The sequence below is a fragment of the Pelagicoccus mobilis genome (genome assembly GCF_016595505.1).
GTDB lineage: Bacteria > Verrucomicrobiota > Verrucomicrobiia > Opitutales > Opitutaceae > Pelagicoccus > Pelagicoccus mobilis.
Map to the genome: position 1 here is coordinate 19,862 of NZ_JAENIL010000044.1, position 13,115 is coordinate 32,976.

Annotated in this window: 13 protein-coding genes; 8 read left to right on the plus strand and 5 right to left on the minus strand. The window is 55.4% G+C overall.

The features are described from left to right. Positions 1-195 precede the first annotated feature (195 nt). Entirely contained in the window at positions 196-1,488 is a 1,293-nt protein-coding gene (locus JIN87_RS20450) for an ADP-ribosylglycohydrolase family protein (RefSeq protein ID WP_200357480.1), read from the plus strand. Positions 1,489-1,555: 67 nt separating this feature from the next. On the opposite strand, the gene JIN87_RS20455 is transcribed toward JIN87_RS20450, so the two are convergent. Then, the gene (locus JIN87_RS20455; RefSeq protein WP_200357481.1) at positions 1,556-2,743 is read right to left on the minus strand and encodes a methyl-accepting chemotaxis protein; all 1,188 of its coding nucleotides are present in this window, start codon (positions 2,741-2,743) and stop codon (positions 1,556-1,558) included. A 296-nt stretch (positions 2,744-3,039) separates the two neighbouring features. On the opposite strand from JIN87_RS20455, the gene JIN87_RS20460 reads away from it, so the two are divergent. After that, positions 3,040-3,759, plus strand: coding sequence for a phosphoadenylyl-sulfate reductase (locus JIN87_RS20460; RefSeq protein WP_200357482.1), 720 nt, complete (start codon positions 3,040-3,042; stop codon positions 3,757-3,759). A gap of 259 nt (positions 3,760-4,018) precedes the next feature. Here the strand turns inward: JIN87_RS20460 and rpmB are convergent, their stop codons facing one another. Both rpmB and JIN87_RS20470 read right to left on the minus strand, forming a co-directional pair. Then, on the minus strand, positions 4,019-4,249 hold the full coding sequence (gene rpmB / locus JIN87_RS20465) for a 50S ribosomal protein L28 (RefSeq protein WP_200357483.1): 231 nt from the start codon (positions 4,247-4,249) through the stop codon (positions 4,019-4,021). A 93-nt stretch (positions 4,250-4,342) separates the two neighbouring features. Beyond that, the gene (locus JIN87_RS20470; RefSeq protein WP_200357484.1) at positions 4,343-5,365 is read right to left on the minus strand and encodes an SAM-dependent methyltransferase; all 1,023 of its coding nucleotides are present in this window, start codon (positions 5,363-5,365) and stop codon (positions 4,343-4,345) included. Between the two features lie 93 nt (positions 5,366-5,458). Here JIN87_RS20470 and tsaD point away from each other — a divergent pair, with 93 nt between their 5' ends. Further along, positions 5,459-6,493 (plus strand): tRNA (adenosine(37)-N6)-threonylcarbamoyltransferase complex transferase subunit TsaD, encoded by a 1,035-nt coding sequence (gene tsaD / locus JIN87_RS20475; RefSeq protein ID WP_200357485.1) that lies wholly within the window; start codon positions 5,459-5,461, stop codon positions 6,491-6,493. Positions 6,494-6,683: 190 nt separating this feature from the next. Here tsaD and JIN87_RS20480 read toward each other — a convergent pair whose 3' ends face one another. Next, a complete protein-coding gene (locus JIN87_RS20480; protein ID WP_200357486.1) occupies positions 6,684-7,832 on the minus strand; it encodes an isochorismatase family protein in 1,149 nt (382 codons plus the stop codon). Positions 7,833-7,969: 137 nt separating this feature from the next. Between JIN87_RS20480 and JIN87_RS20485 the strand changes: the two genes are divergently transcribed. After that, positions 7,970-8,530: a hypothetical protein gene (locus JIN87_RS20485; RefSeq protein ID WP_200357487.1), complete on the plus strand. Its 561-nt coding sequence runs from the start codon at positions 7,970-7,972 to the stop codon at positions 8,528-8,530. Positions 8,531-8,560: 30 nt separating this feature from the next. Here the strand turns inward: JIN87_RS20485 and JIN87_RS20490 are convergent, their stop codons facing one another. Continuing rightward, complete coding sequence (locus JIN87_RS20490; protein ID WP_200357488.1) at positions 8,561-9,586, minus strand: HAD family hydrolase; 1,026 nt, start codon at positions 9,584-9,586, stop codon at positions 8,561-8,563. 154 nt (positions 9,587-9,740) lie between these two features. Between JIN87_RS20490 and prfA the strand changes: the two genes are divergently transcribed. The 4 genes from prfA to JIN87_RS20505 all read left to right on the plus strand — a co-directional run bounded on the left by prfA (position 9,741) and on the right by JIN87_RS20505 (position 12,975). Next, positions 9,741-10,835 carry a peptide chain release factor 1 gene (prfA, locus tag JIN87_RS20495; protein ID WP_200357489.1) on the plus strand — a complete coding sequence of 365 codons (1,095 nt, stop codon included), beginning with the start codon at positions 9,741-9,743 and terminating at the stop codon, positions 10,833-10,835. A 24-nt stretch (positions 10,836-10,859) separates the two neighbouring features. Further along, on the plus strand, positions 10,860-11,720 hold the full coding sequence (prmC, locus tag JIN87_RS20500; protein WP_200357490.1) for a peptide chain release factor N(5)-glutamine methyltransferase: 861 nt from the start codon (positions 10,860-10,862) through the stop codon (positions 11,718-11,720). A gap of 13 nt (positions 11,721-11,733) precedes the next feature. Next, on the plus strand, positions 11,734-11,877 hold the full coding sequence (locus JIN87_RS28365) for a hypothetical protein (protein WP_234033526.1): 144 nt from the start codon (positions 11,734-11,736) through the stop codon (positions 11,875-11,877). A 369-nt stretch (positions 11,878-12,246) separates the two neighbouring features. Next, the gene (locus JIN87_RS20505) at positions 12,247-12,975 is read left to right on the plus strand and encodes a hypothetical protein (protein ID WP_200357491.1); all 729 of its coding nucleotides are present in this window, start codon (positions 12,247-12,249) and stop codon (positions 12,973-12,975) included. Positions 12,976-13,115 lie beyond the last annotated feature (140 nt).

Here is a 13,115-nt window from a genome sequence, read left to right on the forward strand (position 1 = left end):
GGCTTTAGGAAGTGTGCTTCTTTAAATGGCTGGGTGAATGTACGAGGCAATCCCATTGTTTGAATGGCTGGGGTCGTTGCTGGCACTTCCATTGGTTTGATGGGAGGAAGGGGGCCAAGGGCTTGGGAACTGGACTGTTACGTGAGAGTGAGGAGTGACTGGAAAATGTCATGAAGTTGCGCGAAATTGCCTCTTATGAAAGCCCCATCGTTTACTTTAGCCGCGGTTTTCGGAGCATTGCTTGCGGCGCCTGTGACTGTGAAAAGCGAGCCCATCGAGCTGTCTCGTTCTGAATATGCCGACGGGTTGCATGGGTTCTGGTTGGCTCAGTGTATTGCGAACTGGACAGGACTGACGACGGAGATGGATAGAGTGGAGGTTCCGTTTTACACGGATGAGATGTGGGGACAGGCGGATCAGCCGAACATGTGGGGAAACATGGGGCCTTCTCCTACTATCGATTACTTCTTCGTTCGGGAGGGTGAAGTCTGGGGGGCTGATGATGACACCGATATTGAGTATTTGTATCAGCATTTGCTGACGGAAAGCGATTCGTGCGTTTTGACAGGGGAGCAGATTCGGGATGGATGGTTAAAGCATATCTGGTCGGACAACTTCGGAAAAGAGGGTGAAAACTATCTTTGGGTTTCGAACGAGAATGCTTACGAGTTGATGCGAAAAGGTATCCTTCCACCGGATACTAGTTTGGCGGAAAATAATCCGGACTACGAAATGATCGATGCTCAGCTGACGACGGAGATCTTTGGCCTGTTTGCTCCGGGGCGTCCGGATGTCGCGTTGAAGATGGCGAAGCTTCCGATTCTTACCACGGCTCGCGACAACGCTAAGTGGGCGTCTGAGTTTTATGTGGTGATGCACTCCTTGGCTGCGGTCTCTGAATCAAGAGGAGATATGACGCAGAGGATTCTGTGGATGGCGGAGCAAGCGAAGGAGCGCCTGCCGGAAGGTTCCTTTGTGCGGGGAATGTACGAGTTTGTGAAGGGGCGGTATGATGAGAGTCCCAAGAGCGATGATTGGGAGGCGACCCGAGACGCGCTTTATGAAGCGTATCAGTTGAATGGAAAAGATGGATACGAGTATCGTCGTCCTTTTGATGCTGGGATCAACTTCGGGGCGAGCTTGGTGAGCCTGTTCTATGGGGAGGGCGACTTGAAGCGGACGATTCAAATCGGGAGCTTAGCAGGTTGGGATTCTGATAATCCGACGGCGACTTGGGCTGGTTTGATCGGTTTTATGCTGGGCGAAGATGGAGTAGCGGAAGCGTTTGGGGTTAGTGACTTTTCGGATACATACTGGATCCACCGGACGCGTCGTGGTTTTCCTGATCGTACGCCAGATTTGGAAGGGGAGGATCGCTTTCCGTTGATGGCGCAGCGAGGGGTCGAGATTGTCGATCGAGTGGTTGAGACGATGATGGGCGGAGACGTTGATCCAGATGGCGATGTGTGGCGGATCGAGCTTCCTTGATACGCGAAACGGCCGAGCTCTTATGAGCCCGGCCGCATAAATCATCTAAACGGTTTCTTAGGGGAAACTAATTGAAGAGGGCGTCCTCTTTTACGCGGTTGTCGGCGAGGTCGAAGCTATCCCAGTCGCTGTTTTGGGTTCCTGTTGCTTTGGGAGTGAAAGAAGTGGCGAGTTGGGCGGTTCCTTCTGAGCCGCTAAGAATTTTCTGAAGATCGAGAACCGTTTGCTGAAGCATTTCGGCTTGAGAGGAGAGCTCTTCGGAGGTGCTGGCTGTTTCCTCGGCGGTGGCTGAGTTTGCCTGGATGTCGCGATCGAGTTCCGAAACGGCGCTATTGATTTGGGAAATGCTGTTGGTCTGCTCTTGGCTGGCGTTGGAGATTTCTTCGACCAGTTCGTTCACGTTGCGGGCTTTGCCGAGAATGTTCTCGAAGCTTTCGCCGACGCGGTTGGAAATTTCTACGCCGCGCTCCGAACGCTGAATGGAGTCTTCGATTTGAGTGGCGGTGTCCTTGGCGGCAGAGGCGCATCGTTGGGCGAGATTGCGAACTTCGTCGGCGACCACGGCGAATCCGGCGCCGGCTTCACCCGCTCGTGCGGCTTCGACCGCGGCGTTGAGGGCGAGGATGTTGGTTTGGAACGCGATTTCGTCGATGGCCTTGATGATGTTGGCGATGTTGTCGCTGGAGGCCTTGATCGCGTTCATGGCTTCGAACATTTCGGCCATGCTTTGTGATCCGTGCTCCGCGGCCGAACGTGTTTCGTTTGCCATGTTGCGGGCTTTGAGAGCGTTGTCCGCGTTGCGGGAGGTGGTGTTCGAAAGTTCTGAAAGGGCGGCGGAGGTTTGCTGGATGGAGGCGGCTTGTCGGCTGGAGCCGTCGGCGAGGCCTTGGCTGGAGGAAGATACCTGTGCCGCTGCGCCGCCGGTTTGTTCGGACATGGCGAGCAGGGTGGTTTCGACTTCGTTGAGCGGCTTGGTGATGGAGGAGTTCAGCAGGAGGGAGAACAGGCCTGCTGCGATGAAGCCGGTTGCCAGAATGCCGATTGTCGCCCTATAGGTGCCGCTGGCGCTTGATTCGAGGGAGTCGATCTTTTCAGCGACAGAGGGATTTTCCTTGGCGAGGGCTGCCAGTTCTTCTGCTGCGGAGCTAGCGTTGTTGGCTCCGATAATTCCGACGATACCGAGGATGAGGAAGAGGGTGGTGAGGCTGCCGACTAGGGTAAATAACCGAGCCTGGAGGGAGAGTTTCTTGAGCATGGGAGTATAACGGTCCTCTGGAGGTTTATGGGATTGGGGATCAAGGCCCTGTGTGGTCTTCAAGGCTGCGTGGTCTATCGGCTGCACCCGCTATGACTTGATGCGGAAAGCGCTCAATTGGGCAAAATTGCTGAGGGATCTACCTGGGGGGATTTTCTCTCCGTCGCCCGGATAACAAGTGTGGACCTCGAGACCGGTACTGTTTAAGAGCTGCGGAGCGCAGTCGGCTGAATCGCGAAAACGTGCTTGATCTGTCGAAACATTTATAAAATAACCAATTTACTAAAGATAAGATCATGAGCGCCGCAATTGAGACAATGGAACAGAATGACATCGACCTGGAGCAGGCTTCAGCGGAGGAGCGCGTCCGCTGGGCGGTGGAAACCTTTGGCAGCGAGCTGATCATGACGACCAGCTTTGGTACGCATTCGGCGGTGATGTTGCACTTGGTGACCTCGGTTTTGCCGGACATCCCCGTGGTTTTCATCGATACGGGCTATCTGTTTCCTGAGACCTACAAGTTTGCCCACGAGCTGAGCGAGCGTCTCAATCTAAATTTGAAGAAGTTTCTCCCAAAGATGTCGGCCGCGGAGCAGGAAGCTCTCTATGGCAAGATGTGGGAGAATGGCGAAGAGGGGCATAAGCGTTACGCTTTGATCAACAAGGTAGAGCCGATGGATCGCGCGGTGCGTGATCTAGGGGCGAAGGCTTGGCTGGCCGGCTTGCGCCGCAGTCAAGGCTCGAGCCGCAGCGAACGCCCGGTGGTGCAGGTGCAGAATCAGATGACAAAGGTCTATCCGATTCTTGATTGGGATAACCGAAAAATGCACCAGTACCTGACAGCCAACGACTTGCCGTATCATCCGCTTTGGGATGAAGGCTATGTTTCGCTGGGCGATTGGCACAGCACCTCGAAGTTGATGCCCGGAATGACTGAAGAGCAGACTCGTTTTGGCGGACTCAAGCGCGAGTGCGGCTTGCACGAGCTCTCTGGGCAGGCGGATTTCCAGATCTAAAATATTTCTGTGGGAGAGAGTTCTCCCGCAAACGACTTTTACACCAAAGTCTCAGTTAGGAAGAGCCGGACCGGTCAGGTCCGGCTTTTCTTGTGGAGTCTGTGTTGAGTGGTGGGACGCGGACAATCGCGTGACAAGCACGCACAGAGGATGTGCCTTGAGGAATGCGGTTGGATAGGCGAATAATGCTAGATCTAGGCACGAAAAAGCCGCTCTCCTGGGGGGATGAGCGGCTTGGAAATTGTTTTGTGTAAGGGGCTTACGCCTTTTCAACGAGGCCGGCCTTGATAGCCTTTACGCTGACCCACATGCGCTTGACCTGACCTGATGGGAGGCGAACCTTAACGCGTTGCACGTTTGGACGGAACTTACGCTTGGTAGTCTTGGTTACGTGTGTACCGATGCCGCCGCTCTTCTTGGACTGTCCCTTGCGGTGGATGATTGAGCCTGTAGTTGGGCGTTTGCCTGTAATTGCGCAGATTCTTGCCATGTCAGAAATTGGTTGAGAAACGGGGAAGAAATGGTTCGAGGGGGACCTTGGCAAGAACCAAATGGTGATTTTTTTGGTATCGGGTTTCGGGTACTAGGTTCTGGGGATTTCACTGCGGATGGCGGAGAGGGCTTGGAATTTTTGGCCCATCAAGGCCGGATGCATCAACTCTTTGAGCTTCTGTCGGATAGGAGCGAGGGCAGGAAGCGTTGGGTCGAAGGCTTTCTGCAGGAATTGGGGAGCGCGGTGGACGATGAAGGATTCCTGGCTTTGCAGGGAGATCTTTTGGAAGGCGTTTTTCTCCAGCTCGGCTTCGAGATGGTCCCAGCAGATGTGGTGGGTGATGTCGATTTGGCCCGGAGCGGGGAGGATGTCGGGGATTTGCTGGTGCTGGTAGTACGCTCGGGCGGAGCCCTGCGGGGTGTCATGGATAATGTTGTGCCAGGTCTTGCCGTAGTCGAAGGCGATGAAGACGCCCTGCCAGCTTGCTTCTAATATAGTAGCAGCGATTTTGGAGGAACCAGTGGGCAGGTCGATGGTGTAGCCGTTTGGCAAGTCGGTGGGAAGCTGGGGGAGGTATTGGCTGGCTGCCGAGCTGAGTGCGCTGCGTGGGGTCCAGTGTAGCTGGTCGTCTTCGAGGGTGACGCCGTATTCGACCCACTCGTTTCCGTTGAAGCGGATTTGGCGGAACGTCTGGGCGTCGAAGAGCTCGTTTGAGAAGACGACGGCTTTGGGGGGAATTTTCAACGCGTCAGCGATTCCGACGGTTTGGATGGAGCGGAAGGGGGAATCGGATTCTTGGAAGAGAGTGCCGCCTGGCTCGGCGCCGAGCTCGACCCAATCGGTTTCGGCAGGAGAGAGGCCAGTTTCCTTTAGGAGAGCGCTTGCGGCTTCGACTACGATCTCGGCGAAGGCTTCCTTCAGGCTAATCGAGGTGTAGAAGTCGGATTTCGCGTTTTTGCCGACGCGTTGCTTGTCCTGCCTGTAGTAACCGTGGGTGGGGTGGTAGAGGGCAGTCTCGATGAAGTCTGGCAGTTCGATGTACCCGTCTTGATCGGCTTTCTCGGCGAGGGCGGCGAGAATTTCGGGTGATGGATCTGGGAGCTCGGTCTTCATTTTGAGGCAGCAAGAAGACATGCGATCGTCTTGAAGTCACGCAATTTGATTGCGGGCGCCGCGGAGAGGGCTAAAGCAGTGCTGTTTGAATTTATGCTGTTAGCGATCGAAAGTTCCTGTGACGAGTCGGCCCTCGCTCTTTTTGAGCGCGGTGTGGGAATCCGTGGGGAATGGATTAGCAGCCAGGTGTCCTTGCATGCTGAATACGGGGGAGTGGTTCCGGATTTGGCGAGCCGTGAACATTTGAATAATTTTGCCCCGCTTCTAGAAACGGCTCGTCATGAACACGGCCTGGAGGGAATCTCTGAAATTGCGGTCACTACTGGGCCGGGCTTGGCGGCATGTTTGGCGATGGGCTTGGCGGTGGCTAATGCGCTGTCCTTAGCTTGGAAGGTGCCGGTCTATGGGGTGAATCATCTGCGAGCTCACGCGCACTCGCCGTTTGTATCGGTTTACGAGGACTGTCCTGAAGATTTTGATACGCGAATAGCTGAGGCGTATTTGCCTCATTTGTCTTTGATCGTTTCGGGTGGAAATACGATTTTGGCTCGAATCGACGAGGACCGGACGCTTTCTATCTTAGGGCAGACGATCGACGATGCGGCAGGTGAGGCTTTGGATAAAGGTGCGAAGCTTTTGGCTCTCGGTTATCCGGGTGGTCCAAAGCTAGAGAAGCTGGCGGTTGGAGGAGACGTGAAAGCGTATCGCTTTCCGCGTGCTCTAGTGGACAAGCCGCATCTCGATTTTAGTTTCTCAGGTTTGAAGACTAGCTTGCGTTATCAAGTCGAGAAAATGGGAGTGGAAGCTGCGGAGGCGGACTTGACTAATCTTTGCGCTTCTTACCAAGAAGCTGTAGTGGACGCTTTGATACGGAAAACGGAGCGAGCGTTGAAGGCGGGTGGCTATAAGAGCATCGGTTTGTCTGGAGGTGTCTCGAATAACGGTGTCTTGAGGTCTCGCTTTGAGGCGTTGGGGAAGAAGCGTCGGGTGAAGAGCCTAATGGCTAAGCGTTGCCATACGGGAGACAATGCGGGGATGATTGCCTTTAGCCATGTATTCGAAGGGCAAGGACGCGAGGCGGGGTTGCTCGATATTGTTCCTGCCTTGCCGCTTGATCGATTGGCTTAGAGACGGTCCTAAGAAATCGTCACTAAAATCTGTAGTAGCAGTTTTGTGTCCGTTGGGGACCCGCCTTCGCGTTAAGTTTCGGCGAGGCGAGCAACGGACGCTACCTTTAGTAGCTAGTGCTTGTTATCGTCAAAAAAAGAGGACGGCCGCTGAACGGACGTCCTTCTTGTGATTGGTTGTAAGGAGGGGCCTATTCTGCCTCTTCCTTTTTGGCGACTTTCTTGGCGGCCTTTTTGGCAGCTTTCTTCGCTGTTTTTTTGGCGGCCTTTTTCGCGGCTTTCTTTGCCGCTTTTTTGGCTGCTTTCTTGGCAGCCTTTTTCGCTGGTTTCTTAGGCTCTTCCGACGATTCGCTTTTTTCTGGTTTTGGAGCGGACTCGGATTTTGCCTTTGGTTCAGAATCGAGTTTCAGCTCGGCCTGCTTTTCCGGTTTCGGTTGAGCGGCTGGTTTGGGTTCCTGTTTTTCTTCAGGCTTGGGTGGAGAGTCGGAAGGCTGCTCATTGTTGTCAGATTCTCGGTTCTGCTCTTGGCGATCACGTCCGCGATTTCTGCCGCGGCGGCGTCCGCGTCGACGTCCCCGGCGTTGTTCGTCGGATCCATCTTCGGATGAATCGGAAGCGCGTTCTTCGTTGCGATCGTCGCTTTTCGAGGATTCGGAATCTTCACGCTCTCGCTTGGGGCGGTCCTTGCGTTGTTTTTGAGGACGTTCCGGTGTCTCGTTCACTTCTTCCGGACGATTCTCAAGGTAGGTTTCGAGAGAGAACTCTTCTTCGGAAAAGGCTTTCACGATTTTCGTGAAGGCGCGGAAGTAGGGGTTCTGCGTGTCGGAGAGGAGCGAGTAGAAGACGGTTTCCGAAGGCAGGACTGAGCAGCCCATGTTGGTGAGCGCGTTCAGGACTGGGGCTTCGTCTTGGGCTCGGCGAGAGCCGAGGCAGTCGCTGAGGAAAGTGACGTCGATATCCTCGTCGGTGGCTTGGAGTCCGGTCTGGTAGACGCAGATGGGGACTTCGAGTCCGACAATGAGCAGGTTGTAGATCTCCTTTTCGCGTAGGAAACGCTCCATGCCTGGCGAGCCGAGGGCGGAGAATGTCTGCTTGGCGAATACGCGAGGATTGCGAGCGAGCTTGAAGAGTTCGCTATTGGTGCGGCCTAGCTTGTCGGGAGCTTGCTCTGTAAAGATGGTGTGGAGCTTGAGGCAGCGCGCGGCTTCGATGGCGAAGGCGGCTCGTCTCAGGAATTCGTCCTTGTTGTGGAGCGTGTCGATGAAGCTGTCTTGAGCGTCGACGACGAGGAGGGCGACGGAGTCGAGGATTTCGGGGCGAACCTTGCGGTTTAGTTGCATGCCTGGATCAAATTTGAGTTGCGGAGCGGTTGCGCCCCGTAAGAAGCCGCATGTTAAAGAGTAATCTTTGCCCGGAATCAATCCGAAGACCGAAAATTTTCTAGCCAGTTGGGCGTGGCCGCAAATAGTGGAGGTTTATGGAATGGCATATCACCCCAATCGCTCGTAAATCGTACCTGACTGGAGAGGACTTCGAGAAGGATGACGCGGTCGCTTGCGCTCTCGTGAAGACGGAGGAAGGCGAGCTGGAGCGGGTGGATGTGCTGATCAAGGAGGCCAACGCGGTGGAGATGCCAGGCCGGGTGCTTTGTCGTTGGACGCAGCGCTTCAAGCCAAAGCCGAGTGATGGCAAGGAGGAGGCGGAGGCGCTTAAGCTGACCGCGGACAATCTGTTCATCAATCTGTTCGAAGGAGAGGAGGAGGGCTCCTTGACTGAGGAGAATTCGGAGCTGAAGCATTTCCTCGGTTTGATGCTGGAGCGTCGTAGAGTGCTTCGCGTGAAGGGGCGTACGCGGAAGTACACGCGCTACGTGCATCGTCCGAGCAAGCGCGAGTTTCTGGTGCCGGCTGTGGAATTGGACCCGAAGTACTTTTTAGAAAACCAGGAGGTGTTGTCGTTCCTGGTCGATGGCGGTGATCAGCCGGAAGGCGAAGAGGAGTCCGCCGGAGCGGAGTCTTCTGAGGAAAAGGCCGAGTAGGCGAGCGGCTTAGGCTCGCGTGGCCGTACTCTAGGATTCGAATTCGAGCGTCTCCTGTTCGAGACTCGGTTCTGCTTCGGGGGCGGGTGGCTCTTTGTCGTCGATGTGGCGGGGTGGTCGGGCGACTTTTTTGGCGAGGTAGGCTTCGCGGTCGGCCACGATGCGTTGGCAGATTTTGTGCACGTGCATGCGGAGCCACATGGCGGTGGAGGACTCGGTCGAGTAGCGGGCCGGACCGTAGGCGTGGATGCGTTCGGTCTGGAGGAGGAGATCGTTTTGTTCGAACTCCTTGTCGTTGCCCGGCTTGTAGACGGCGAAGGCTTTGCCTCCGAACTTTCGCATGACGGAGAAGGAAGGGACATCGCTGGGGCCGTCGGCGATGTAGATCATGTTTTGGAAGGGGATGCGGCGGTCCTCGGCTGGGAGCTTGGCGTTTACGTCGATGGCGTCGTTTTTGTTGGAGCCTTTGTTTATCTCGAAGAGTGCGCGTGTCTTGGTGGTGTTGTCGATCATGGTGCCGATCTGCGAGATGATGTCGTCGGTCTCGATCTCGAAGTCGTCCTGGTCGAGGTAGCCGGGGAGGAGCGGGTTTTCGATGAATTCGGAGCCCCAGATGCCTTCGACGTGGGGGGCGATGGCTGTGCCGCGGACCATCTCGGCGAGCCCAGTGGAAACGATGTAGTGCTCGAGTTGGATGTCGTGCCGGACGTATTCGGGCTTGGATTTGACGACCTCGCGGAGCTCTTCGAAGAAGTGGGGCAGGCCGTCGTAGAATTCGATCTGCTTGCCCAGTTCGCGGAGCATCTTGTTGTTGAGGCCGGGCATCTTGCCGGCTTTGGCGTAGGTGAGGATGTGGTTGAGGTAGACGCTTTCGCCGGAAACGGTGTAGCCGCGCTCTTTGTAGCGTTCTGCCATGGTGTTGACCTCGTTCCAGAAGGTGGGCTCGTCGATCTCGAATGTCTCGAAGATCGGCTGCTGCATGTAGCCGGGGATGAGGGTCTTGTCGAAGTCCCAGATGATGGCGACTTTGTTTTGGGTGAGATAGGTTTGGGACACGGAATCGAGGGATTTAGGTGTTGGGCAATTAGGCTGTAGGGTGGGGGTGGTGAGGCAATCTGCAAATGTGGCGCTTGCTATGTGGCTTGCTTTTGGTAACGGATTTGCGTCTTTTTCAATGCTCTGCCTGCCAAGGGGCGGAACTCTTGCAATTATGGCTATCAAGCTCCCAGATATTTCTCCGTTCAAGGCCCGCGTCGAAGAGATCGACGAGATGATGAACGCGCCTGACTTTTACAGCGACGCCCGTCGTTCGGCTGCGATTTCCCGCGAGCAGATGAAGCTGCGCCAACTGCTGGTGGATTACGAGGCCTTGGACAAGGCGAAGGAGCAGCTGGCTGAAAACAAGGAGATGATGGCGGACCCGGATGGGGACGAGGAGCTGAAGGAGTTGGCGGAGATGGAGATTCCGGATCTGGAGGAGCAGATCGAGTCGCTTGAGGAGAAGATTTTGACCGCGATGATCCCGCCGGAGGAGACGGATTCGCGAAACACTATTTTGGAAATCCGCGCTGGGGCTGGCGGTGACGAGGCGTCGTTGTTCGCGGCGGATCTGTACCGCATGTATTCGCGTTTGGCGGAGCGTCAGGGGTGGCGTGTCGAGCAAATGAGCGCGAGTGAAAGTGGTATCGACGGTTTCAAGGAAGTCATTTTTTCGATCAGCGGGGAAGAGGTTTACAAGAAGCTGAAGCTCGAGAGCGGTGTGCACCGTGTGCAGCGTGTTCCGGAGACGGAATCGCAGGGGCGTATCCACACGTCGACGGTCACGGTTGCGGTTTTGCCGGAAGCGGAAGAGGTGGACGTGCAGATCAACCCGCAGGATTTAGAAATCACCGCGACTCGCGCAAGCGGAGCGGGCGGGCAGCACGTTAATACGACTGACTCCGCGATCAACATCGTGCACAAGCCTACGGGTATCACGGTTTACTGTGCGGACGAGCGTTCTCAGATTAAGAATCGGGCTAAGGCGATGAAGGTTCTCTACTCTCGTATCTTGCAGGTGAAGCAGGAGGAAGAGCGTGCCAAGTATGCGGAGAACCGTAAGCAGCAAGTCGGTACGGGGGATCGAAGCGAGCGTATCCGCACTTACAATTTCCCGCAGAGTCGACTGACGGACCACCGTATCGGGATGACGATCCATAGTTTGACGCAGGTGATGGATGGCGAGCTCGACGAGGTGTTGGCTGCCTTGCAGGCGGAAGATCAGCGTCTTAAGATTGAGGCTCTGATGACTGGCCCTCAGTCTTGATTCTTTGGATACGCGTTTCCTCGAATGGCTGAGATGCTGACAGTGTTGGACGTTGTTCAACGTAGTTCCGTTTTCCTGGAGGGGAAGGGAGTTGAGAGCCCGCGCTTGAATGCTGAGTGGTTGATCGCTTCGTCTTTGGGGATCGACCGGATGAAGCTGTACATGCAGTTCGATCGGCCGTTGAACGAAAACGAGCTGACGGATATGCGAAGCAAGGTGGCCCGCCGGGCGAAGCGAGAGCCGTTGCAGTACATTTTGGGCACGGCTCCCTTTCATGAGCTCGAGCTGAAGGTGGATGCTAGGGCTTTGATCCCGCGCCCGGAGACGGAGCAGCTGGTGGAGCTCGCGATTGACTCGCTGGGTGAAAACGATGGTGCCTATCGTATCCTAGATTTGGGTACTGGGACGGGTGCGATCGCTCTGGCGTTGGCCTTTGCCCTGCCGCGAGCGGAAGTGTTCGCGTTGGACGCGAGCAAGGAGGCTTTGGAGCTGGCGCAAGAGAACGCGATCGGGTGCGGGCTGCAGAATCGTGTGACGTTCGTTTTGTCGGACTGGTTTACGGATCTGGAGGAGCCGGGAGACTTTGATATGATCGTTTCGAATCCGCCGTATTTGACGGATGAGGAGATGGGAACGGCGGAGCCAGAGGTTAGGGATTTCGAGCCGCTTTCCGCATTGCGTGCCGACCGGGATGGATTGGCTGATCTGGAAACCATCATGGAAGGAGCTTTTGCCCGGCTGAAAGAGGGGGGTGTTCTTTGGCTGGAGACGGGGATAGCCCATCGCGAGTCGCTTGAGAGCTTTGGGGCGCGGATCGGGTACCATGACGTGATCGGGACTGACGATTGGAGCGGTAGGCCGCGTTTTGTAAAAGCGATCCGTTAGGACCTGTCTTTAAGTGAGCTCTTTGCTGGTTCGAGCCCAGATCGAACCACCGCAAGGCAGCCAAAGCCTTGCGACAAGAGTGTCGGATGGCTTTGGCGGATCCCGCGAACTTCGTTTTGGGCCGAATCGTTTCCGCCTTCCTTTCGATACGCCGTGACGAGTCGCGACAGGGCCAATTTTTCGAGGAACTACGTTGTTGTTCGCCTCGCTGTCGTCGCTGCGCTCCTCGGTAGCCAAATGGGACAGAAAAAAGCCCCAGCCCTCAATGCGCGCAGTTTCATGTCGAACGTTCGACACGAAACTGCGCAAACGCTCTCTACAATCGCCCCCAAAAAAATGGGTTCCTGCTAGCTTTGAGTTCATTTAAAGACAGGCCCTGGCTCGCACTTTGCCGTTAATTGTGTAAGGTGGATTTACGTAAGTAGGTAGGGATAAGGTTCTCGACATATTTACGGAATGTGCCATGCCGTTGGGCTGAATCCGAAGAGGGGGATCATCCGCCTCTAAAACTCTTGTTACGCTCTCTATGTCCGAATCGTTGGAATCGAAGTATTCGATTAGCTCCGAGGCGCTGGGTGAATGTCCCTCGCGCTTGGAGTGTCGCTATAATTGTAAGAACTTTAATGATTGGGCGGAGCTGAAGAATTTTCTAATCGAATCCTACGGGATCGAGGGAGCGGTGATCGGCTTGCAGGCGGACTACATGAGCTCGGAGAGCGTGGACGACCTGGAGGCGATCGAGATCACTGAGTTTTCGAACGATTCCGTGTTGCTCGCGATGTCGGTGGGGCGGAGGATCGCGGTGGTGGTGCATCTTGTTGCGAGCGAGGCGCAGTCGACTGCTTCCGGGGATTGGAGGCCTAAGGCTGATTATCGGGCGATATTGTCGTGCGCGAAGGGGGTGCATTGCCGTTCGGTACGAAATCGGGTTGTCGAGCTTATGTCGAACCGGGGGCAGCGCGAGGTCGTGTCATTCTTTCTGAATTCAGAGGGCAGGATCGAATCTGCTTCGGGGACCGCCGCCAAGTTTTGCGAGAAGCATTTCGAGGGGAGCGAACGAATCGAGGGATATTTTCCCTACGATCGGTGGGACTACCTCCAGGGGGTTCTCAAGCGTCAGACCAAGGCTCGGGATCCTCTTTATCGTAAGGAGAGCGTGGTCTTTTCGTTTTTCGAGGAGACGGGGGTGGTCGACTGCCTTTTGCAGAGCATGGGCGATAGCGGCCATCTGCTTTGCTTGTCGCTCCACGAATAGGGGGATGGTGACGCGGACCGGTCGTTAGCTATCTTTATGGCTGAACCGGTTGCGAATTAGTGCGGTGTCGATTCATCGATTAGCTTCGTTGATCGAGATTCCTCATATTTGGAACTTTCCGTCTTAAAGCTTGATTTGCG

Excerpts from the sequence above, each read along its gene's own strand:
- JIN87_RS20485 (WP_200357487.1), top strand. The coding sequence starts at position 7,970 with ATGGAATGGCATATCACCCCAATCGCTCGTAAATCGTACCTGACTGGA.
- prfA (WP_200357489.1), top strand. The coding sequence starts at position 9,741 with ATGGCTATCAAGCTCCCAGATATTTCTCCGTTCAAGGCCCGCGTCGAA.
- JIN87_RS20480 (WP_200357486.1), bottom strand. The coding sequence starts at position 7,832 with ATGCAACTAAACCGCAAGGTTCGCCCCGAAATCCTCGACTCCGTCGCC.
- rpmB (WP_200357483.1), bottom strand. The coding sequence starts at position 4,249 with ATGGCAAGAATCTGCGCAATTACAGGCAAACGCCCAACTACAGGCTCA.
- JIN87_RS20460 (WP_200357482.1), top strand. The coding sequence starts at position 3,040 with ATGAGCGCCGCAATTGAGACAATGGAACAGAATGACATCGACCTGGAG.
- JIN87_RS20450 (WP_200357480.1), top strand. The coding sequence starts at position 196 with ATGAAAGCCCCATCGTTTACTTTAGCCGCGGTTTTCGGAGCATTGCTT.
- JIN87_RS20470 (WP_200357484.1), bottom strand. The coding sequence starts at position 5,365 with ATGAAGACCGAGCTCCCAGATCCATCACCCGAAATTCTCGCCGCCCTC.
- JIN87_RS20505 (WP_200357491.1), top strand. The coding sequence starts at position 12,247 with ATGTCCGAATCGTTGGAATCGAAGTATTCGATTAGCTCCGAGGCGCTG.
- prmC (WP_200357490.1), top strand. The coding sequence starts at position 10,860 with ATGGCTGAGATGCTGACAGTGTTGGACGTTGTTCAACGTAGTTCCGTT.
- JIN87_RS20455 (WP_200357481.1), bottom strand. The coding sequence starts at position 2,743 with ATGCTCAAGAAACTCTCCCTCCAGGCTCGGTTATTTACCCTAGTCGGC.
- tsaD (WP_200357485.1), top strand. The coding sequence starts at position 5,459 with ATGCTGTTAGCGATCGAAAGTTCCTGTGACGAGTCGGCCCTCGCTCTT.